25 protein-coding genes and 1 other RNA gene are annotated in these 18,273 nt (G+C 62.6%); 12 read left to right on the top strand and 14 right to left on the bottom strand.

All coding sequences use genetic code 11. The features are described 5' to 3' along the window. Nucleotides 1–311: 311 nt before the first annotated feature. The 3 genes from EN808_RS25545 to EN808_RS25555 all read right to left on the bottom strand — a co-directional run bounded on the left by EN808_RS25545 (nucleotide 312) and on the right by EN808_RS25555 (nucleotide 2,883). The gene (locus EN808_RS25545; protein ID WP_135917114.1) at nucleotides 312–1,502 is read right to left on the bottom strand and encodes a VWA domain-containing protein; all 1,191 of its coding nucleotides are present in this window, start codon (nucleotides 1,500–1,502) and stop codon (nucleotides 312–314) included. 2 nt (nucleotides 1,503–1,504) lie between these two features. Continuing rightward, complete coding sequence (locus EN808_RS25550) at nucleotides 1,505–1,951, bottom strand: GNAT family N-acetyltransferase (protein WP_135917115.1); 447 nt, start codon at nucleotides 1,949–1,951, stop codon at nucleotides 1,505–1,507. A 92-nt stretch (nucleotides 1,952–2,043) separates the two neighbouring features. Further along, nucleotides 2,044–2,883 carry a MoxR family ATPase gene (locus EN808_RS25555; RefSeq protein WP_135917116.1) on the bottom strand — a complete coding sequence of 280 codons (840 nt, stop codon included), beginning with the start codon at nucleotides 2,881–2,883 and terminating at the stop codon, nucleotides 2,044–2,046. A gap of 143 nt (nucleotides 2,884–3,026) precedes the next feature. Between EN808_RS25555 and ssrS the strand changes: the two genes are divergently transcribed. From ssrS to EN808_RS25585, 6 genes are all read left to right on the top strand, one after another. Then, nucleotides 3,027–3,182, top strand: a non-coding RNA gene (gene ssrS / locus EN808_RS25560) — 6S RNA. 96 nt (nucleotides 3,183–3,278) lie between these two features. Beyond that, a complete protein-coding gene (locus EN808_RS25565) occupies nucleotides 3,279–3,866 on the top strand; it encodes a 5-formyltetrahydrofolate cyclo-ligase (RefSeq protein ID WP_135917197.1) in 588 nt (195 codons plus the stop codon). A 70-nt stretch (nucleotides 3,867–3,936) separates the two neighbouring features. Beyond that, nucleotides 3,937–4,761 (top strand): YmdB family metallophosphoesterase, encoded by an 825-nt coding sequence (locus tag EN808_RS25570; RefSeq protein WP_127278128.1) that lies wholly within the window; start codon nucleotides 3,937–3,939, stop codon nucleotides 4,759–4,761. Nucleotides 4,762–4,839: 78 nt separating this feature from the next. After that, nucleotides 4,840–5,607, top strand: coding sequence for a TerC family protein (locus EN808_RS25575; protein WP_135863230.1), 768 nt, complete (start codon nucleotides 4,840–4,842; stop codon nucleotides 5,605–5,607). Between the two features lie 80 nt (nucleotides 5,608–5,687). Further along, nucleotides 5,688–5,975 carry a BrnT family toxin gene (locus EN808_RS25580; protein ID WP_245525123.1) on the top strand — a complete coding sequence of 96 codons (288 nt, stop codon included), beginning with the start codon at nucleotides 5,688–5,690 and terminating at the stop codon, nucleotides 5,973–5,975. Further along, a complete protein-coding gene (locus EN808_RS25585) occupies nucleotides 5,956–6,243 on the top strand; it encodes a BrnA antitoxin family protein (RefSeq protein ID WP_135917118.1) in 288 nt (95 codons plus the stop codon). Before EN808_RS25580 ends, EN808_RS25585 begins: the two co-directional genes overlap by 20 nt. A gap of 5 nt (nucleotides 6,244–6,248) precedes the next feature. Here the strand turns inward: EN808_RS25585 and EN808_RS25590 are convergent, their stop codons facing one another. Genes EN808_RS25590 through EN808_RS25605 form a run of 4 tightly spaced genes read right to left on the bottom strand, consistent with a single transcriptional unit; the run spans nucleotide 6,249 to nucleotide 8,056 of the window. After that, entirely contained in the window at nucleotides 6,249–6,716 is a 468-nt protein-coding gene (locus EN808_RS25590) for an SRPBCC family protein (protein WP_135863225.1), read from the bottom strand. 22 nt (nucleotides 6,717–6,738) lie between these two features. After that, nucleotides 6,739–7,101 carry a hypothetical protein gene (locus tag EN808_RS25595; protein ID WP_135917119.1) on the bottom strand — a complete coding sequence of 121 codons (363 nt, stop codon included), beginning with the start codon at nucleotides 7,099–7,101 and terminating at the stop codon, nucleotides 6,739–6,741. A gap of 50 nt (nucleotides 7,102–7,151) precedes the next feature. Next, entirely contained in the window at nucleotides 7,152–7,544 is a 393-nt protein-coding gene (locus EN808_RS25600; RefSeq protein ID WP_135917120.1) for a VOC family protein, read from the bottom strand. A gap of 29 nt (nucleotides 7,545–7,573) precedes the next feature. Continuing rightward, nucleotides 7,574–8,056 (bottom strand): SRPBCC domain-containing protein, encoded by a 483-nt coding sequence (locus EN808_RS25605; protein WP_135917121.1) that lies wholly within the window; start codon nucleotides 8,054–8,056, stop codon nucleotides 7,574–7,576. Nucleotides 8,057–8,107: 51 nt separating this feature from the next. On the opposite strand from EN808_RS25605, the gene EN808_RS25610 reads away from it, so the two are divergent. The 3 genes from EN808_RS25610 (at nucleotide 8,108) to EN808_RS25620 (ending at nucleotide 9,695) form a co-directional block, all read left to right on the top strand. After that, entirely contained in the window at nucleotides 8,108–8,431 is a 324-nt protein-coding gene (locus EN808_RS25610) for a helix-turn-helix domain-containing protein (protein ID WP_127278120.1), read from the top strand. 200 nt (nucleotides 8,432–8,631) lie between these two features. Next, nucleotides 8,632–9,381, top strand: a complete 750-nt coding sequence (locus tag EN808_RS25615; RefSeq protein ID WP_127278119.1) for a YebC/PmpR family DNA-binding transcriptional regulator — start codon at nucleotides 8,632–8,634, stop codon at nucleotides 9,379–9,381. Between the two features lie 17 nt (nucleotides 9,382–9,398). Continuing rightward, nucleotides 9,399–9,695 (top strand): SelT/SelW/SelH family protein, encoded by a 297-nt coding sequence (locus EN808_RS25620; protein WP_032934919.1) that lies wholly within the window; start codon nucleotides 9,399–9,401, stop codon nucleotides 9,693–9,695. Nucleotides 9,696–9,719: 24 nt separating this feature from the next. Here EN808_RS25620 and EN808_RS36440 read toward each other — a convergent pair whose 3' ends face one another. The 3 genes from EN808_RS36440 to EN808_RS25630 all read right to left on the bottom strand — a co-directional run bounded on the left by EN808_RS36440 (nucleotide 9,720) and on the right by EN808_RS25630 (nucleotide 11,252). Continuing rightward, on the bottom strand, nucleotides 9,720–9,881 hold the full coding sequence (locus tag EN808_RS36440) for a hypothetical protein (RefSeq protein ID WP_167531406.1): 162 nt from the start codon (nucleotides 9,879–9,881) through the stop codon (nucleotides 9,720–9,722). 62 nt (nucleotides 9,882–9,943) lie between these two features. Continuing rightward, the gene (locus tag EN808_RS25625; protein WP_189343584.1) at nucleotides 9,944–10,423 is read right to left on the bottom strand and encodes a DUF1772 domain-containing protein; all 480 of its coding nucleotides are present in this window, start codon (nucleotides 10,421–10,423) and stop codon (nucleotides 9,944–9,946) included. Between the two features lies 1 nt (nucleotide 10,424). Next, on the bottom strand, nucleotides 10,425–11,252 hold the full coding sequence (locus EN808_RS25630; RefSeq protein WP_135917122.1) for an NAD(P)H-binding protein: 828 nt from the start codon (nucleotides 11,250–11,252) through the stop codon (nucleotides 10,425–10,427). 120 nt (nucleotides 11,253–11,372) lie between these two features. Here EN808_RS25630 and EN808_RS25635 point away from each other — a divergent pair, with 120 nt between their 5' ends. Then, nucleotides 11,373–12,002, top strand: coding sequence for a TetR/AcrR family transcriptional regulator (locus EN808_RS25635; protein WP_135917123.1), 630 nt, complete (start codon nucleotides 11,373–11,375; stop codon nucleotides 12,000–12,002). Between the two features lie 226 nt (nucleotides 12,003–12,228). Here EN808_RS25635 and rpmE read toward each other — a convergent pair whose 3' ends face one another. Continuing rightward, a complete protein-coding gene (rpmE, locus tag EN808_RS25640) occupies nucleotides 12,229–12,450 on the bottom strand; it encodes a 50S ribosomal protein L31 (RefSeq protein WP_096451251.1) in 222 nt (73 codons plus the stop codon). Nucleotides 12,451–12,657: 207 nt separating this feature from the next. Here rpmE and EN808_RS25645 point away from each other — a divergent pair, with 207 nt between their 5' ends. Further along, nucleotides 12,658–14,457 (top strand): ABC transporter transmembrane domain-containing protein, encoded by a 1,800-nt coding sequence (locus EN808_RS25645; RefSeq protein ID WP_135917124.1) that lies wholly within the window; start codon nucleotides 12,658–12,660, stop codon nucleotides 14,455–14,457. Between the two features lie 34 nt (nucleotides 14,458–14,491). Here the strand turns inward: EN808_RS25645 and EN808_RS25650 are convergent, their stop codons facing one another. Further along, nucleotides 14,492–15,979, bottom strand: a complete 1,488-nt coding sequence (locus tag EN808_RS25650; protein WP_135917125.1) for a carboxypeptidase M32 — start codon at nucleotides 15,977–15,979, stop codon at nucleotides 14,492–14,494. Nucleotides 15,980–16,120: 141 nt separating this feature from the next. On the opposite strand from EN808_RS25650, the gene EN808_RS25655 reads away from it, so the two are divergent. Continuing rightward, a complete protein-coding gene (locus EN808_RS25655) occupies nucleotides 16,121–16,474 on the top strand; it encodes a DUF1304 domain-containing protein (RefSeq protein WP_135917126.1) in 354 nt (117 codons plus the stop codon). A gap of 92 nt (nucleotides 16,475–16,566) precedes the next feature. Here the strand turns inward: EN808_RS25655 and EN808_RS25660 are convergent, their stop codons facing one another. Further along, the gene (locus EN808_RS25660; RefSeq protein ID WP_127277954.1) at nucleotides 16,567–16,992 is read right to left on the bottom strand and encodes a hypothetical protein; all 426 of its coding nucleotides are present in this window, start codon (nucleotides 16,990–16,992) and stop codon (nucleotides 16,567–16,569) included. Between the two features lie 249 nt (nucleotides 16,993–17,241). Then, a complete protein-coding gene (locus EN808_RS25665) occupies nucleotides 17,242–18,273 on the bottom strand; it encodes a peptidoglycan -binding protein (RefSeq protein ID WP_127277953.1) in 1,032 nt (343 codons plus the stop codon).

The raw sequence follows: 18,273 nt of genomic DNA on the forward strand, positions 1-18,273 counted from the left end.
ACAAACCGCAGCCGCTCGTCCATGATCCCAGTTTCTCGCCAAACCATCGCCGGTCCTCCCGGCGGACAAGAAAACTGTCACCCATGCTATCGGTCCATTCTGTTACCTATCTATCCGGTTCGGACACCGGCATCCTCTCCCCGTACAGTGACGGGGAGAGGGGTGCTCCCGTCGCCGGTTTCGCCAATCGCCGGCATTGCAAGATGGGCATCGAGGCCACGGCCAGCTTCCTTCTCCCCGTCACTATACGGGGAGAAGTGCCCGGCAGGGCGATGAGGGGCAGCGCCAACCTTGTCCTGTATCTCCGACAACTAATGCTTTCTGGAAAGCTGCTTCGTCGCGGCTTCCAATCCGGCCAGTGTCAGCGGGAACATGCGGCCGCCGAAGATGTCGCGAATCATGGCGATCGAATGCGTAAAGCCCCAATTCCTTTCACTCTCCGGATTCAGCCACACCGCGTTCGGCCATTGCTGCAGGAGCCGGCCGAGCCAAACGGCTCCGGCCTCGGGGTTCCAGTGTTCCACCGAGCCGCCGGGGTGGGCGATCTCGTAAGGGCTCATCGAGGCATCGCCGACGACGATGACCTTATAGTCGGGGCCATATTTGTGGATGAGGTCAAACGTCGGAATCACCTCGGCATGGCGGCGGCGATTGTCCTTCCACACGCCTTCGTAGAGGCAGTTGTGGAAATAGAAATATTCGAGCTGGCGGAATTCGGCGCGAGCCGCCGAAAACAGCTCCTCGACGCTCTTGATGTGGTCGTCCATCGAGCCGCCGACATCGAAGAACATCAGGAGCTTCACCGCATTGCGACGCTCGGGCCGTGTCCGGACGTCGAGATAGCCGTGCTCGGCGGTGGCGTGGATGGTGCCGGGCAGGTCGAACTCTTCCTCGGCGCCTTCGCGCACCCAGCGGCGCAGACGCTTCAGCGCGATCTTGATGTTGCGGGTGCCGAGTTCGACGGCATCGTCGAAATTCCTGAATTCGCGCTTGTCCCAGACTTTTACCGCGCGCCGGTTGCGGCTTTCAGCTTGCCCGATGCGCACGCCTTCAGGGTTGTAGCCATAGGCGCCGAAGGGCGAGGTGCCGCCCGTGCCGATCCATTTCGAGCCGCCCTGGTGGCGGCCCTTCTGTTCCTTGAGCCGCTGCTTCAGCGTCTCCATCAGCCTGTCGAAGCCGCCAAGCGCCTCGACCAGTCTTTTCTCCTCCTCGGTCAGGTGCTTATCGGCGAGCCGGCGCAGCCATTCCTCGGGAATGTCGGCGACGTCGACGGCATCCGGGCCGCCGAGCGCCTCGATGCCCTTGAAGACATGCGCGAACACCTGGTCGAAGCGGTCGATATGGCGCTCGTCCTTCACCAAAGCGGCGCGGGCGAGATAGTAAAAACCCTCGACGTCATAATCGACAAGCCCGGCTTCCAGCCCTTCGAGCAGAGAGAGGTATTCCCTGAGCGAAACGGGAACGCGCGCTGCCTTCAGTTCAAGGAAGAAGGGGATGAACATGACTACAACAGATCATACTCGATAAAGCCGGTCCTGCGCGCGACGTGGTCGTAGAGCTTGCGCGCGGTGGCGTTGGTCTCGTGCGTCATCCAGTAGACGTTTTTCACCTCGATCTTGCCGGCCTCCTGCTTCACGGCTTCGATGAGGGCCGCACCGATGCCCTTGCCGCGCACATCCGGGTCGGCGAACAGGTCCTGCAGGTAGCAATTGTTTTTCTCCGACCAGCCGGAGCGGTGATAGAGGTAGTGGGTGAGGCCGACGGCCTTGCCGTCGAGGGTAGCGATAAAACCCTTCGGCTCGAATTCGCCTGTCGTGAACAGCCGCTTCCAGGTGATCGCGTAGACCTCTTCCGGCAGCTTGGTTTCATAGAAGGTCAGATAGTCGGTCCACAAGCGGCGCCAGTCGGCGTGGTCGGATTGCGCGAGCGGGCGGACAACAATCTCAGACATTTCATCTCCTCCGAACGGTTCTGGCCGATGCTGACGTGCTCTGCGGCCGGCGGCAACGGTCCACATCAGGGGAAAGTGCTATTGCTGCCTTGCTATTGCTGCCGCCTGGCCATGAAGGCCAGCCGCTCGAACAGATGCACATCCTGTTCGTTCTTCAGCAGGGCACCGTGCAGCTTGGGCAGCGCGTTCTTGGCGTCGGCGCGCAAATCCTCGGGCGCGATGTCATCGGCGACCAGCAGGCGGATCCAGTCCAATGCCTCGGAGGTTGACGGCTTCTTCTTCAAGCCCGGCACGTCGCGAATTTCGTAGAACTGGGTGAGGGCCGCGCGCACCAGGTTCTGCTTGATGCCGGGATAATGGACATCGACGATCCGGTGCAGCGTATCGACGTCGGGAAAGCGGATATAATGGAAGAAGCAGCGGCGCAGGAAGGCGTCCGGCAGTTCCTTCTCGTTGTTGGAGGTGATGATGACGATCGGGCGGACGGCGGCGCGGATGGTCTCGCCGGTCTCGTAGACGAAGAACTCCATCCGATCGAGTTCCTGCAGGAGATCGTTGGGGAATTCGATGTCGGCCTTGTCGATCTCGTCGATGAGGAGCACGACCTTCTTGCCAGCCGCGAACGCCTGCCAGAGCTTGCCGCGCTTGATGTAGTTCTTGATGTCGTTGAACCTGACATCGCCGAGCTGGCTGTCGCGCAGCCGCGACACGGCGTCGTATTCGTAGAGACCTTGCTGCGCCCGTGTCGTCGATTTGACATGCCATTCGATGAGGTCGAGGCCGAGTGCTACCGCCACCTGCCGGGCTAGTTCCGTCTTGCCGGTGCCGGGCTCGCCCTTCACCAGCAGCGGCCGTTCCAGCGCTATCGCCGCGTTGACCGCCACCATCAGATCCTTGTCGGCGACATAGGCCGCCGTGCCTTCGAAACGCATTTTTGCTCCTTGGTTCATTCCGGGAACCGTAAGGAGGCCCTCCGGTCCGCGCAAGGGCGGGTCTGCAAGGCGATGATGCCGACCGGTGCGGAAAGAGCGCCTCCTCTCTGGCGCTTGTGTCACCATCGGCCTATATTGATCGAGGCGGTCTGCGCTTCCCGGCAGGAGACACTTTTCCCCGGGGCCTTAACGATCCTTAGGGAGCTGTCCCTGGGAAGACCCGTGGGTTTTCTCACACGGCGCCCACCTACTTTGTAGGCACCCGGGATCGACCTCTCCACCGGTTGTGTGGACCGTCACTTGTCGCAAGGCGTCCACCCATCCTGGCGGATGATGCGGTGGAAAACGTCGCGCTTGAGACGTCACACAGCTCTGACCTTTTCTACCTTGGCCGCATGACCTCTCCCAAAGACCTGAAAAAGCAGCTACGCCTCGAGGCACTCGCTCGCCGCGACGCGCTCGACGAATTCTGGCGGGTCGAGGCCGCGCTCGAAATGGCGGAGACGGCGCGCGACCATCTGGAGATCGGGCCTGGCCAGATCGTCTCCGGTTTCTGGCCGATGCGCTCGGAGGTCGATGTCAGGCCGCTGATGTTCGCCTTGCGTGAGCGGGGCGCACGGCTCTGCCTGCCTGCCATTCTCGACAAGACCACCATCGTCTTTCGCGAACTGGTGCGTGGCGCGCCGATGGTCGACATGGGTTTTGGCACGATCGGACCGCACGCGGAGGCCGAGGTTCTCGACCCCTCGGTCATGCTGGTGCCGCTCGCCGCTTTCGACGCACGCGGCCACCGCATCGGTTATGGCGCCGGCTATTACGATCGCGCGATCGCGAAGCTCGTCGACAAGGGGCATACGCCCCGGCTGATCGGCATAGCCTTCGACTGCCAGGAAGTGGCGCAGGTTCCGGACGAGAACCATGACGTGATCATCCCGGAAATACTCACCGAGAGCGGGTTGCGCCGCTTCACGCCAAAATTGTAGATAATGGAGGCATGATCTTTTCGCGGATGTCATGCGGCATTTGCTTCGCTGACTTTCGGTGCAGGATCATATGAGACTTCTCTTCCTCGGTGACATGGTTGGAAAAACGGGACGTACGGCGGTGTGGGAACAGCTGCCTGGCCTGATCTCGGACTTCAAACTCGACTTCGTCATCGTCAACGGCGAGAATGCCGCCGGCGGCTTCGGCATCACCGAAGAGATCTTTCGGGAGACCATCGCTGCAGGCGCCGATGTCGTCACCACCGGCAACCATGTCTGGGATCAGCGCGATGCGCTGGCCTTCGCGCCGCGCGAGCAGCGGTTCCTGCGGCCTTCCAATTTTCCCAAGGGTACGCCCGGGCGCGGCTCCGGCGTCTACATCGCCAAAAACGGCGCGCGCGTGCTGGTCGCCAACATCATGGGCCGAGTATTCATGCATCCCGAGCTCGACGATCCGTTCCAGGCCGGCGAACGTGAGCTTGCAGCCTGTCCGCTCGGCGAGCAGGCCGATGCGGTGATCATCGACTTCCATGCGGAAGCGACCTCGGAGAAAATGTGCTTCGCGCATTTCGTCGACGGCCGCGCCAGCCTGGTCGTCGGTACTCACACGCACCAGCCCACCGCCGATCACCAGATCCTCAATGGCGGCACCGGCTATCTGTCGGATGCCGGCATGTGCGGCGATTATGATTCCTCGCTCGGCATGGACAAGGAGGAACCACTCAACCGGTTCCTGTCGAAAGTACCGAAAGGGCGTTTCGAGGCAGCGACCGGCCCGGCGACCTTGTGTGGGGTCGGTGTCAATATTTCCGATCGTACCGGACTGACCGAGAAGATCGCGCCGTTTCGTCGCGGGCCGAGACTGGAAGAAACGGCTCCGTCGTTCTGGTCGTGACATTGATATAGGCGCGCGCAGTACCTAACTGCCGACGACATCTGCTTCAGATCGTTAAAAGAGGGGACAACGACCTCCATGCAGCTTATCGAATTTCTTGCGCCGCATTTTCAATTCGTTTCCGATCCAACCGCATGGGTCGCCTTGCTGACGCTGGTGGTGCTCGAGATCGTGCTCGGCATCGACAATCTGATCTTCATCTCCATTCTGACCAACAAGCTGCCCGTGGACCAGAGGGCTCGTGCGCGCCGGCTCGGCATCTCGGCGGCACTGATCATGCGCCTGGTGCTGCTCGCCACCATTTCGGTCATCGTCCAACTGACGACGCCGGTCTTCACCGCGTTCGGCCACGGTTTCTCCTGGCGCGACCTGATCCTGATCGCCGGCGGCCTGTTCCTGGTGTGGAAGGCGACCAAGGAGATCCACCACACGGTCGATCCCGACGACCACAAGGACACGATGATGGGAGAGACGCTCAAGATCTCGCTTGCCGGCGCGATCTTCCAGATTCTGCTGCTCGACCTCGTCTTTTCGATCGATTCCATCATCACCGCCGTCGGCATGACCGACGAGATCGCCATCATGTACATCGCGGTGATCGTGGCCGTCAGCGTGATGATGCTGGCGGCGGGTCCGCTGGCCAACTTCATCGCCAAGAACCCCAGCATCGTCATGCTGGCCCTGGGCTTCCTGTTGATGATCGGCATGACGCTGATCGCGGACGGCATGGGCTATCATGTTCCCAAGGGCTACATCTACGCGGCGATGGGTTTTTCGGCGCTGGTCGAGGGGCTCAACATGCTGGCGCGGCGGCGCAAGAAAGCGAAATCCGGCGACGGGCATTAGAGCGCGGACGCCACAGTCCGACTTTTGACTTGATTTTTACCGAATTGTATGTACAGTAATGTAAATCGAGGCTGCCCGCTTTGCGATTTGAATGGGACCTTGAAAAGGCCAGACGCAACCTTGCCAAACATGGGGTTGCATTCGATCTCGCCCAGAAGGTGTTCGATGACCCGCTTCATCTTATCGTGCCTGACCGCTTCGAAGACGGTGAGCAACGATGGCATGCGATCGGGATGGTCAAAACCGTAGTGGTTCTGCTGGTTGTCCATACCTACCCGGATCGCGAAGCTGAAGAGCGGGTTCGGATTGTCGGGGCTCGGAAAGCGACGCCGCATGAAAGGAGGCGCTATGAGCAGGAAGGACCTTAGCCACGACCAGCGAGACCAGCTTGCAAAGCTGGCCGATTTGCCTGACAGCGAGATTGATACTTCCGATATTCCAGAGGCTCCGGCCGAGAACTGGATACAAGCCCGTCGTGGGCATCTTTACCGCCCAATTAAGCAGCCGGTGACCATTCGGCTCGATGCCGACGTGCTCTCCTGGTTCAAGGAACATGTCGGAGGTGGGGGCTATCAAACCGAGATCAATCGCGTGCTCCGCCACCATGTGATCGAACAGGAAAAACGGCGATCCTGAGTCGTTTAACCTGCCGGTACCCCCTTCGGGTGACGATCACCGATGAGGCTCAGGGTCAGGCCCTGCTCCAGCCAGGCCTTGGCGCCGGCGAGCACCAGCGTGAAGCCGCCGGTTGAGCCGACCGCTTCTTTCACCTGCTCGTCCCCATGGCCGGTAAAGCCAAAATTCCGGACTTCGAGGAATGTCGCCTCGCCAGGCATTTCAGTGAAGGTCCAGACCACCGTGGTCGGCGGGTCGCTCCACGTCATGACGATCTTCTTGTCCCGGACGATCTCGCTGACGTCGACGGTCGTCGAGACGCCATACATGCGCCACTCCCACTGAACAGGCTTGCCACCGTCAAGCCGGCCGCTGCCATGGGTGAACCAGAATTGGGTCGTGATCGCCGGATCGACGATGGCCTCGAAAACATCAGCGACCGGCCGCCGGATCAGCATGGCGGCTTCGGCTGTCGGTGTTTCACGGATTTCCATGGCGATCTCCTTTCGAATACGCTCACCAGGCGTCGGGTTCGCGCACCATATGAATGATGTTGGCCGGATTGGTGATCCAGCCACCACGGAAACCCTCGCCCAATGGCTCGATGGCATCGCAACGCACAACGCCTGCCTTGGCCAGATGATCCGCGGCGCCCGGAAAATCCTGCGTGAAAAGCTCCAGCCAAATCTCGGCCTGGCTCATCATCGGCGCTTCGTCGATCCACAGCCTGTTGGGCCCAAGTTCGAAGCCGATCGCCGGCGGCTTGGCGGTGAACGGCTTGAGGCCGACGACGTCGCGGTAGAAGGCGATCGTCGCTTCGTACTGGTGCGACGGCACCTTCATGGCGATGTTGATGCCGCCAGTGATCTTCGCGGTCATGGTTCACGTCCTTGTTGGGGTGCTGGTTGGCTGGTTCAACTGGCGTTCCGTCATGGCAGGTTGATCTGCCAGGAGACGCCGAACCTGTCGTTCAGCCATGCGAAGCGGCGGCTAAAGCCATAGTTGTCTGGCGGCATCAGGAAGCCGCCCCCCTTCGCCAAGGTTTCGACGATGCGCTCCAGTTCCTGTTCGGAGGAACAGTCGACATAGAGCGAGAACGACGGCGTGAAGGTGAAAGCATGGTGAACAGGGCTGTTATAGACCGTCACCTCCAGGCCGCAGATGGAAACGCGCGCCAGTTTGAGCGTACCTTCCGCGCCGTCTTCACCGGAACCGTAACGTGTGACGTCGAGGATGCTACTGTCGGGAATGGTCCCGCAATAAAGGGTCATTGCCTCTTCGGCCTTGCCCTCGAACATCAGGAATGGCCTTACTTTCGTCATCGCGGGTTCTCCCCTTTTCCTATCGTCGTTCAAACATTGGCCTCGCTGGCGGGTTCGCCCCTCATCTCGCTGCGGTAATAACCGTCGCGCAGATTGATGCCGTACTCGACGTAGGCCTTCATGCAGGCCAGCATCTGCGACCAGCCCTCGCAATTCAGGTAGGACTTCTTCAGGCCGACCGCGCCTTCCTGCCAGCCGCTCTCGGCGATGGTGACGAAGGTGCCGCCATCGTCGAGCGGCTCGAAATTCATCTCGATGCGGGTCCTGTAGGCGGGCTTGCCGTCGATGTCGGTGGCATCCCAGCGCAGCACGATGCGGCTGTCCTTGACCACTTCGTCGACCTCGACCGGCACCTTGCCCCACCAGACGACACCCGAACCGGCAACCAATGGCGCGCTGGCGCCGCCGATGGTGGTGAAATAGCCGCTGAGCTTCTTCGGATTGACGACCGCGTCAAAGACTTCGGCGACCGGTTTGCCGATGCGCCCTGAAACACTGAATCCAAGAGACATATCCACAGCTCCTTGCTTGATCGCGACAACGATATGTTATAGAAACATAACATGTCAAGCCGATCGCAAGACGACAATGTTTTCAAGGCGCTGGCGCATCCGCGCCGGCGCGAAATACTGGATCAGTTGAAAGACGAGCCAAAGACCACCGGCATGCTGTGCGATGCCTTTCCCGCCATCGACCGCTGCACCGTCATGCTGCATCTCAAGGTGCTGGAGGAGGCGGATCTGATCGTTGCGCGTCGTGACGGACGCGAGCGCTGGAACCATCTGAATTCCCTGCCGATCAAGCAGATCCACGACCGCTGGATCAGCCAGTATGCCGGCCACGCGCTCAGCATCATCGACCGGCTGAGGTCCGATCTGGAAGCATAGACAAGGCCGGGATCGCCGTGGCGCTGCGCGGCTGGACGAATTGAGCCGATTTATCTATAAGCCGGCCATTCCGACAAGGAGCGCCGCGCGTCCACCCGGACGCATCAGGGTCGTTCTGAAATTTTGAATTCGAGCCTTTTGCAAAGGCGAGGTGACGCATCTCGCGGCAAGGGGCTCTAGCCGAACACGACAGGGGTGCCATGGCTGGCCATTCACAGTTCAAGAACATCATGCACCGCAAGGGCCGTCAGGACGCGGTGCGGTCGAAAATGTTTTCCAAGCTGGCGCGCGAAATCACCGTTGCCGCCAAGAGCGGGACGCCCGATCCATCGATGAACCCGCGCCTGCGCCTGGCGATCCAGAACGCCAAGGCCGTGTCGATGCCGAAGGACAACATCCAGCGCGCCATCAACAAGGCCTCGATGGGTGATGCAGAGAATTACGAAGCCGTGCGCTACGAAGGGTATGGCCCAGGTGGCGTCGCCGTGATCGTCGAGGCACTGACCGACAACCGCAACCGGTCGGCGTCCAACGTCCGCGCCGCCTTCACCAAGGCCGGCGGCGCGCTCGGCGAAACCGGATCGGTGTCGTTCATGTGGGACCGCGCCGGCGAAATCTACTATCCGGCCTCGGCCGGCAGTGCCGACAAGATCATGGACGCGGCCATCGAAGCCGGCGCCGACGATGTCGAGTCGGACGAGGAAGGCCACACGATCTATTGCGCCTTCGAGACTCTCGGCGAGGTGTCCAAGGCACTTGAAGCCTCGCTCGGCGAGGCCGAATCGGTCAAGGCGATCTGGAGGCCGCAGAACAATGTCCCCGTCGACGAAGAGCGGGCGCAGTCGCTGATGAAACTGGTTGCGACGCTCGAGGACGATGACGACGTGCAAAGCGTGTACGCCAACTTCGAAGTCGATGACGAGACCTTGGCCAAGCTCAGCGCGGCGTGAGTGAAGCCCGATCCGACATGAGCAAAGCTCGGTTGCCCGCCATCCGCATCACCTACTGCACGCAATGCCAATGGCTGTTGCGTGCCGGCTGGATGGCGCAGGAGCTGCTCTCCACCTTCGGCACCGATCTCGGCGAGGTGACGCTGGTGCCGGGCACAGGCGGCATCTTCACCATCTCCTGCAACGATGTGCTGGTCTGGGACCGCAAGCGCGACGGCGGTTTTCCGGACGCGGCTAAACTCAAGCAGTTGGTCCGCGATGTGATCGATCCGGATCGTGATCTCGGCCACGCCGACCGTAAGGCGAAGAGCTGAGATTTTGCTGCGAAAGCAGGACCATCATTTTCCGGGCCGGCGTCCGAAAACAGCACCGATGCCGGCACCGATCGCGATGCCCACGCCGACGCCGAGGGCCGAATCATCCATCGCCGCGCCAAGGGCAGCACCGAGGCCAACGCCGATCGCGATGCCGATGGCCATGGTCGAATAGGGGTCGTTCACGGCTCTTCTCCCGATAATGCTTGCGGCCGCCGCAACGCCCGATGCGGCGGCCCGCAAACATGTCAACGCGAGGCGAACCAGAAGGATGCCATCGCCACGATGGCGGTGACGGTGCGGACGTGGTTCCACATCACCCAGTCCCTGAGAAAGTCGGACCAGACCGCGGCACCATTGCTGCTGGCTGGATCGACTGCGGCCAGTGCATCGTTGAGCGGCACGTTGAAGACCATGGTCACGATCGGGTTGCCGACAAGATAGATAAGCGCGCCGGCGAGTAGCCAGAACGAACCCGGCTGGCTCCAGCCGATGATCGCGCCGGCGACGAGCACCAGGCAGATCAGCCCTGTGCCGAAAAGGGCGGTCATGAACATCGGCGTGATGACGGTGACGTTGATCGAATTCATGGCGGCGATGCCGCCCGCCGCCGGCAGACGGGCAAATGCCGGCATGACGAAATTGGAGAAGGCAAAGAACACGCCTCCGACGACGCCTGCGCCCAGGGCCGCGATGAAGGTGAGGCTGGGGAGAAGTTTGGCGATCATGTCAGTTGCTCCAGATGCCGGTTGCGGCGGTTTCGGTTGCGTAGGCGGAAAAGTCCCTGGGCTGGCGGCCGAGCACGCGCTGGACGCCGTCGGCGAGGGCCTCGTTGCGGCCGTCGAGAACTTGCGTGAACAGCTCGTTGAGCAGCCAGGCGAACTCAGGCGGCAGGTCATGCGCGGCGACCGCCGTGGTGAATTCGTCATGCGAGATACTGACAAAGCGGATGTCGCGCCCGGCGGCCCTTGCGATCTCTGCGACGGCGTCGGCGAAACTCAGCAGCCGCGGTCCGGTCAGTTCATAGAGCAGGCCGACATGGCCGGGCTCGGTCAGCGTGACGAAGGCCACTTCGGCGATGGCGTCGGCATCGACAAAAGGTTCGCCGACAGGCCCGACCGGCAGCGCCACCTCGCCCGCCAGCAGCGGCTCGATGAGAAAACCTTCGGAGAAGTTCTGCGAGAACCAGGCGCAGCGCAGGATCGTCCACTCCGCGCCCGAGGCCTTCAGCATCTCCTCGGCGCGCTGGGCCTCGTGCTCGCCGCGCCCCGAGAGCAGCACCAGCCGGGTGACGCCACTGGCCACCGTAAGCCGGGAGAAGGCGCCAACGGTTTCGGCGGCACCCGGCACGGCGAGGTCTGGATAGTAGCTGATGTAGACGGCGTCGACGCCATCGAGTGCGGGTCCCCAGGTGGCGGGAACTTCCCAGTCGAAGCGCGGCGCGCCGGAGCGCGAGCCGATGCGTACCGGCACGCCATGCGCGGTCAGCCGCGCCGCGAGACGGCTGCCGGTCTTGCCGGTGCCGCCGAGGATCAGGATTGGTTTGGTATCAGTCATGTCATTTTCTCCGCGTCAAAACATGAGTAATCCTCACATTTGCAAAACGTGATAAACCCTCGTATTTTGTAAGTCAAGTCATTCCCGGCGATTTGCCGAGCGGGTTTGTTGGAGACAGTCATGGACGGCACAGCGGCCAACGATCAGATCGCCTCGCCACGCCGGGCGCCGAGCCAGCAGCGCAGCCGCGAGCGGGTCGAGCGCATGCTGGCCGCCGCCTCGGCGCTGATCGCGGAGCAAGGCAGCGATGCCATGCGCATGGGCGAGGTGGCGGAACGGGCAGAGGTGTCGATCGGGTCGCTCTACCAATTCTTTCCGGACAAGCGGGCGATCGTCTGGGCGCTGGCCGAGCGCTACACCGTGGAAAGCCAGGCGTGCATTTCGGCGGCGTTGAAAGACGTCAACGACGCCGAAGGGCTTGGCCGGGCGTTCTCGGAGCTGGTCGACATCTATTACGGGCTGTTCCTGGCCGAGCCGGTGATGCGCGACATCTGGTCTGGTACGCAAGCCGACAAGACGCTGCGCCAGCTCGAGCTCGCCGACAGCCGGGCCAATGCCGAATTCCTGGTCGCGGTGCTAAAGCGGCTACGCCCCGGCGCCGACCCGGTCTCCCTGGAGACCACGGCGTTTCTCGTCTGGCAGATGGGCGAGGCGGTCATGCGCCTGGCGATCTCGGTCGAGAGGCAAGAAGGCGACAGGCTGGTCGCCGCCTACAAGCGCATGGCACTGCGGGAGCTGCTGGCCGAGTAGAGAAGCCTTGAACTTCCCATAGTTTTAACATCTGGTGAAGCCGCCAAGGACGGAGCCCCTCTCCCCCGTCACTATACGGGGAGAGGATGCCGGCAGGCAGGTGAGGGGCAGCGCGGGCCTGTGATATTTAAGAACAGCTTTATGACGGGGGGAGGGGAAGATGGTTCTGGTCAACAAAAAACCCGCCTCGAAGGCGGGTTCTTGATCTGCGAAAGCCCGATGCGGCTTAGAGGCCGAAACCCTCAAAACGCTTCTTGAACTTCGACAGGCGGCCGCCGCGGTCGAGCAGGGTCTGCTGGCCGCCGGTCCAGGCCGGGTGGGTGGTCGGGTCGATATCGAGGTTCATCGTATCGCCTTCCTTGCCCCAGGTCGAACGGGTCATGTATTCGGTGCCGTCGGTCATGACGACCTTGATGGTGTGGTAGTCGGGATGGATTGCGCTCTTCATGGCTCGGTTCCTGGCTTGCCGGCGCGGCTGACGGGCATAAGCCTGCGTCGATGCGCCTCTTTTTAAAACTCGAAGCCGCAGCTATTGAGGAGCCACGGCTTCTAAAACGGTCGGCGTGCCTATACATCAGCCGGAATTGAATCACAAGGCCGCGGCAAGCGCATATTCAAGGCGCATGAAGCTGAGGCGGCTAGAGGAAACAGCGAGATGGCGCAACCAAGCAGCGCAGACCAGCGCCGACGCTCGCTCAAGCCGCTCAGACGCCTGTTTCCCTACATCACTGGATATCGCACGCTGGTGGTCGGCGCCCTCATCTCGCTGGTCATCGCAGCGGCAACGACGCTGGCGCTGCCGCTGGCGGTGCGGCGCATGATCGACCATGGTTTCTCGTCGTCCAGCACCAGTTTCATCGCCGAATACTTCGCCGCCCTGGTGGCGATGGCCGCCGTGCTGGCGGCGGCATCGGCCGGCCGCTACTATTTCGTCATCACGCTCGGAGAGCGCGTCGTCGCCGACATCAGACGCGATGTCTTTGCCCATGTGACGACGCTGTCGCCTGCCTTCTTCGACACCGCCCAGTCCGGCGAGATCGTGTCGCGGCTTGCCGCCGATACCACACAAGTCAAATCGGCGGTCGGCGCCACGGCCTCGGTCGCGCTGCGCAACGTCATCCTTGGCCTCGGCGCATTGGCGATGATGGTTGTCACCAGCCCGAAACTGTCCGGCTTGGTCATTGCCGCGATACCGGTCATCGTGCTGCCGCTGGTCGCCTTCGGCCGCTCGGTGCGTCGCAAGTCGAGGCAGGCGCAGGACACGCTTGCCGACGCTACAGCCTATGCCAGCGAACAGATCGGCGCGGTGCGCACGCTGCAGGCGTTCACCAATGAGACACTGGTCACTGGACGGTTTTCGGGTGCGGTGGAAGCGGCCTTCGAGGCGGCGCGGGCCTCTATCTTCGCACGTTCCTTCCTCACCTTCTTCGCCATCTTTACCATTTTCTCCTCGGTCGTTGCGGTGCTGTGGTTCGGCTCGCGCGACGTGCTTGACGGCAATCTGTCGCCCGGCACACTCGGGCAGTTCCTGCTTTATTCGGTGTTCGCCGCCGGCGCGCTCGGCGCGCTGTCGGAAGTCTGGGGCGAACTCGCGCAAGCAGCCGGCGCCGCCGAACGGCTGACCGAGATATTGGCCGAGACACCGGCGATCCAGGCGCCTGCCGATCCGAAGCCGTTGCCTGCGGCCGCCAAAGGCGCGATCATCTTCGATGATGTCTCGTTCTCCTATCCGGCAAGACCCGACCGCGCCGCCGTCCATGGCTTGAGTTTTTCGGTCAAACCCGGCGAGACGGTGGCCATCGTCGGTCCTTCAGGGGCCGGCAAGAGCACCGTCTTTTCGCTGATCCTGCGCTTCTACGATCCCGAAACCGGCAAGATCCTGATCGACGGCGTCGACGTGCGCGAAGCTGATCCGGTTTCGGTGCGCGAGCGCATCGCCATCGTGCCGCAGGATGTCACCATTTTCGCGGCGAGCGCGCGCGACAATATCGGCTTTGGCCGTCCAGGTGCCAGCGAGGCCGAGATCGAGGCCGCGGCTAAGGATGCGCTTGCCGACGAATTCATTCTCAAGCTCGAACATGGCTATGACAGCCCGGTCGGCGAACGTGGCGTGACGCTGTCGGGCGGCCAGCGCCAACGGGTCGCCATCGCCCGCGCCATCCTGCGCGATGCGCCGATCCTGCTGCTCGACGAGGCGACCTCCGCCCTCGACGCCGAAAGCGAGACGCTGGTGCAGACGGCGCTCGAGCGGCTGATGCAGGGGCGCACCACCATCGTCATCGCCCACCGGCTGGCGACGGTGCTGAAGGCCGACAGGATCCTGGTCATGGATGGCGGCCGCATCGTCGAGGAAGGCACGCATCAGAGCCTGGTCGCCAAGGGCGGCATCTATGCGCGGCTGGCCAAGCTGCAATTCGAGACCGGCGCCAGCGCCTTCAGGGGCGCGGCTGAATAGCGGGCGCGTTTCGGCCGGCGACTACAGCGTCGCCTCACGCAGTTCCGTATCGTTTGCGCAAATGCTCCGTGAAATACATGGCGTTGAGTTTTTCGCCGGTGGCGCGTTCGAGCAGGTCCGGCGTCGACCAGCGCGACCCCTGCGACCAGATTTTCTCGCGACGCCAGCCGTTGATGGCCGCGAAATTCCCTTTCGCCAGGTCGTCCTCGGCTGAAGGATGTTCGCGCACCAGCGCGGCCCATTGCTGCGCCGCCATCATCGCGCCCAACGTGTAGGAGGGGAAATAGCCGAAGGCGGCACCCGGCCAGTGCACGTCCTGCATCGGCCCATCGGCCGGATTGTCGATGGTGGAGAGGCCGAGATAGTCGCGCATCTTGGCATCCCAGGCTTCGGGCAGATCAGCCACCTCCAGGCGGCCGGAGACAAGCTCCTGCTCCAGTTCGTAACGCAGGATGACATGCAGCGGATAGGTCACTTCGTCTGCGTCGACACGGATCAGGCCACGCTCGACACGATGCACATGTGGCAGGATATCGTCGAGCGACCAGGCTTCGCCGAGATGCTTTTCCACCACCGGCAGCGCCCAGCGCCAGAAGGCGGGATTGCGGCCGATCTGCTTTTCGACGAACGGGCTCTGGCTTTCATGCACGGCCATGCCGCGGGCCTTGCCGAGCGGCCAGTGCGACCATGCCTTGGGCAGGTTCTGTTCATAGAGCGCATGCCCGGTCTCGTGCAGCACGCCCATCAGCGCCGACAGGAAATCCGATGTCTTGTAGCGGGTGGTGATGCGCACGTCGCTGGGCACGCCGCCGCAGAACGGATGGTGCGACACCGACAGCGAGCCGTGGGTCAGGTCGAAGCCGACCGCGGCCATCATGGCAAGGCCGAGTTCGCGCTGCCGGTCGATCGCATAGGTGCCCGAAAGCGGCTTCAGCGGATGCTTGCGCAGCCGCGCTTCCTGGATCGCCAGCGCCTCAGGCACGAAGCCTTTGAGGAAGGCCTTCAGGTCGGCGAAGACAGGAGTGATGTCAGCCGTGCGGTTGCCAGGGTCGAATTGCTCCATCAGCGCGTCATAGGGGGCAAGGCCTAGCACGTCGGAGCGCAGGGCCGCCTCTTCGCGCACCAGCGCCACCACGCCCTCGAGCGCCGGCTGGAAGCCAGCCCAGTCGTTCTTGGCGCGCAGGTCGCGCCATAGCTGCTCGCAACGCATGCGCGCCGTCGTCTGGCGTTCGACGAACTCGACCGGCAGGCAGGTCAGGTTGGTGTACTGCCGCCGCAGCTCGGCGAGAGCCGCCCGCTGCTCATCGTCCAATGCCTCGCCTTCAGCGGCGGCGATCCAGTCCGATATTTCCGGTGCGGTCGCCCTGGTGTGATACATGCCGGCAAGGGCTGCCATCGCCTCGGCGCGCTTCTCGCCGCCACCGACGGCCATGTGGGTCGCTTCATCGGCGCCGAGGATGGCCAGCGCATGTTCAAGCGCTTCGAGCTTGTGGCCGAGGTCGTCGAGTTTGTGAAAGGACATGGCGGCTTCCGTGATTGAGGACGGCGCGAAAAGACACCAACGCAAAAGCATTGGCAACCCTCGGATACCATCCGGCGGATGCAGCTTGCGCAGGCGAGGTCGAGCATGAAATGCTGCCGGCGACGCATGAAGGGGAGCAGAATGATCGGCAACATCCTGGTCGGGCTGGTGGCATTGATCCATGCCTACATCGTCTATCTCGAGATGGTGCTTTGGGACACGCCGCGCGGGCACAAGACATTCCGCCTGACGCCGGAATTCGCCAGCGCCTCCAAAGTGCTCGCCGCCAATCAGGGCCTCTACAACGGCTTCCTCGCCGCCGGCCTGATCTGGGGGCTTTACCTCGGCGCCGCCGGTTTCCAGGTCAAGGTCTTCTTCCTGGCTTGCGTGGCCGTTGCCGGTCTCTATGGCGCGGCGACGGTCGGCCGCAAGATCCTGTTCATCCAGACCGTTCCGGCGGTGGTCGCCCTGATCGCGGTCTGGCTCGATTGGTAGATGGGCTGGCGAGGAAAAAGGACGCCCGCGGGATTGGGGTCCCGAAGACGCCAGGTGGTCCCTTCCTCTGGGACGCTTCCAGGCAGATGGCCTCAGCCGTTCGGATAGTTTCCGCCGTCGGAGCCGTCGCCCATCAGGAAACCGGTGCCGGTATCGACCCTCAGTCGCTGGTCGACATTGTCGAGCCGGCGCAGCAGGTCATGGTATTGCGCGGCCGGTATCCTGCCGTGATCCGACGCGGCTATCTTCTCGGCGGCCTGACCGATGCGGGCCGTTCGCATTTCCAGGCGCTCCGCGACGGCCGGGGTGATGTTTTTGGCCTGCCTTGCGTCGGCGATGCCCTGGTGGACACCTTGAACCTGCTGAACGAGCGCCTCGACACGCGGACCCGTCATGTCGGTCGGGTCGGTCGCGTCGAGAGCGCCCTTGTGATGGCCAGCGGCATAGGCGCCGGCAAGCGGGGCGGCGATCAGAATTGCGGCAAGGATTGCAGTCTTGAGAGATGCTGAAGAGCGCATGACGGCGCCTCCTTTTGCTGGGAAGGGAGCGGTCTTGCCGCTCCGCGTTCCGGACGTGGGCCGTCCGGTTCCGTCGCGTCGCGATGGGAGAGGCATCGCTGGCGGTTCTCGGCCCTGTGCGGCAAGCTAGGAGTGCCTCGGCGCGAAGTGTAATTAAAAAAAGATAATCTTTTCAGGCCTTGCCGGCCGATCCCTGCGCCCTAGAGTTGAGCCGACGAACAATTTCGCGTGAGTTCGCGTGATGATGGATCAACGTTCGGTGAGCTTCAGTTCAATGCGGCGGTTCTTGTTGCGCGCTTCGTCGGTGTCGGCGGGATCGAGCGGCTGGAACTCGCCGAAGCCGGCGGCGACCAGCCGGTTGGCTGGCACGCCGTTCTCGATCAGGAACTTGACCACCGAGGTCGAGCGTGCCGTCGACAGTTCCCAATTGTCGCGGTAACGGCCATTGCCGGACAGCGGCTTGTTGTCGGTGTGGCCGTCGACGCGCAGCACCCAGTTGATCTCCGGCGGGATCTCCTTCTGCAATTCGATGATGGCGTCGGCGAGTTTCTTCATCTCGACCTTGCCGGCATCGTTGATCACTTCGGAGCCGGTCGGGAACAGCACTTCCGACTGGAACACGAAGCGGTCGCCGACGATGCGGATGTTCTCGCGATCGGCGAGGATTTCGCGCAGGCGCCCGAAGAAATCGGAGCGGTAGCGGTTCAATTCCTGCACGCGCTGCGCCAGCGCCACGTTCAGGCGACGGCCGAGATCGGCGATCTTGGTGTTGGAATCGCGGTCGCGCGTTTCGGAGACGTTGAGGGCATCCTCGAGCGCGCCGATCTGCTTGCGCAAGGCCGCGATCTGCTGGTTGAGGATCTCGACCTGGCTCAGCGCCTGCTGGCTGATCTGGCGCTGGCTGTCCAGTTCGCCGCCCAGCTCGGCGGCACGCTGGTTGGCGGCGTCGCCGGCGCCGGCACCTTGTGCCAGCAACTGTTCGAGCCGGCTCTTTTCCGCCTGAGCCGCCGACAGCGACGCCTGCAGATTGGCGAGCGAATCCTCCTTGTCCTGCGCCGTCGAGCGCTCCAGCGCCAGAAGCTGGGTCAGTTCGTTGATCTGCGAATTGAGGCGCGACAGTGCCGTGTCCTTGCCGGAGATTTCGCGGCCGAGCAGGAACTGCGCCAGTACGAAGACGGTGAGCAGGAACATGATGGCGAGCAACAGCGTCGACAGCGCGTCGACGAAGCCAGGCCAATAATCGATGCGGCGATCGGTGCGCCGGCCCCTGGCAAGCGCCAT

It is taken from the genome of Mesorhizobium sp. M8A.F.Ca.ET.165.01.1.1 (assembly GCF_004792065.1).
Classification (GTDB): Bacteria; Pseudomonadota; Alphaproteobacteria; order Rhizobiales; family Rhizobiaceae; genus Mesorhizobium.

Coding starts and splice junctions, on each gene's coding strand:
- EN808_RS25600 (WP_135917120.1), bottom strand. CDS start 7,544: ATGACGAAAGTAAGGCCATTCCTGATGTTCGAGGGCAAGGCCGAAGAG.
- EN808_RS25585 (WP_135917118.1), top strand. CDS start 5,956: ATGAGCAGGAAGGACCTTAGCCACGACCAGCGAGACCAGCTTGCAAAG.
- EN808_RS25620 (WP_032934919.1), top strand. CDS start 9,399: ATGAGCAAAGCTCGGTTGCCCGCCATCCGCATCACCTACTGCACGCAA.
- EN808_RS25660 (WP_127277954.1), bottom strand. CDS start 16,992: ATGCGCTCTTCAGCATCTCTCAAGACTGCAATCCTTGCCGCAATTCTG.
- EN808_RS25610 (WP_127278120.1), top strand. CDS start 8,108: ATGTCAAGCCGATCGCAAGACGACAATGTTTTCAAGGCGCTGGCGCAT.
- EN808_RS25550 (WP_135917115.1), bottom strand. CDS start 1,951: ATGTCTGAGATTGTTGTCCGCCCGCTCGCGCAATCCGACCACGCCGAC.
- EN808_RS25590 (WP_135863225.1), bottom strand. CDS start 6,716: ATGGAAATCCGTGAAACACCGACAGCCGAAGCCGCCATGCTGATCCGG.
- EN808_RS25645 (WP_135917124.1), top strand. CDS start 12,658: ATGGCGCAACCAAGCAGCGCAGACCAGCGCCGACGCTCGCTCAAGCCG.
- rpmE (WP_096451251.1), bottom strand. CDS start 12,450: ATGAAGAGCGCAATCCATCCCGACTACCACACCATCAAGGTCGTCATG.
- EN808_RS25605 (WP_135917121.1), bottom strand. CDS start 8,056: ATGTCTCTTGGATTCAGTGTTTCAGGGCGCATCGGCAAACCGGTCGCC.
- EN808_RS25615 (WP_127278119.1), top strand. CDS start 8,632: ATGGCTGGCCATTCACAGTTCAAGAACATCATGCACCGCAAGGGCCGT.
- EN808_RS25650 (WP_135917125.1), bottom strand. CDS start 15,979: ATGTCCTTTCACAAACTCGACGACCTCGGCCACAAGCTCGAAGCGCTT.
- EN808_RS25625 (WP_189343584.1), bottom strand. CDS start 10,423: ATGATCGCCAAACTTCTCCCCAGCCTCACCTTCATCGCGGCCCTGGGC.
- EN808_RS25575 (WP_135863230.1), top strand. CDS start 4,840: ATGCAGCTTATCGAATTTCTTGCGCCGCATTTTCAATTCGTTTCCGAT.
- EN808_RS25665 (WP_127277953.1), bottom strand. CDS start 18,273: ATGGCGCTTGCCAGGGGCCGGCGCACCGATCGCCGCATCGATTATTGG.
- EN808_RS25635 (WP_135917123.1), top strand. CDS start 11,373: ATGGACGGCACAGCGGCCAACGATCAGATCGCCTCGCCACGCCGGGCG.
- EN808_RS25545 (WP_135917114.1), bottom strand. CDS start 1,502: ATGTTCATCCCCTTCTTCCTTGAACTGAAGGCAGCGCGCGTTCCCGTT.
- EN808_RS25655 (WP_135917126.1), top strand. CDS start 16,121: ATGATCGGCAACATCCTGGTCGGGCTGGTGGCATTGATCCATGCCTAC.
- EN808_RS25630 (WP_135917122.1), bottom strand. CDS start 11,252: ATGACTGATACCAAACCAATCCTGATCCTCGGCGGCACCGGCAAGACC.
- EN808_RS25595 (WP_135917119.1), bottom strand. CDS start 7,101: ATGACCGCGAAGATCACTGGCGGCATCAACATCGCCATGAAGGTGCCG.
- EN808_RS25555 (WP_135917116.1), bottom strand. CDS start 2,883: ATGCGTTTCGAAGGCACGGCGGCCTATGTCGCCGACAAGGATCTGATG.
- EN808_RS25570 (WP_127278128.1), top strand. CDS start 3,937: ATGAGACTTCTCTTCCTCGGTGACATGGTTGGAAAAACGGGACGTACG.
- EN808_RS25565 (WP_135917197.1), top strand. CDS start 3,279: ATGACCTCTCCCAAAGACCTGAAAAAGCAGCTACGCCTCGAGGCACTC.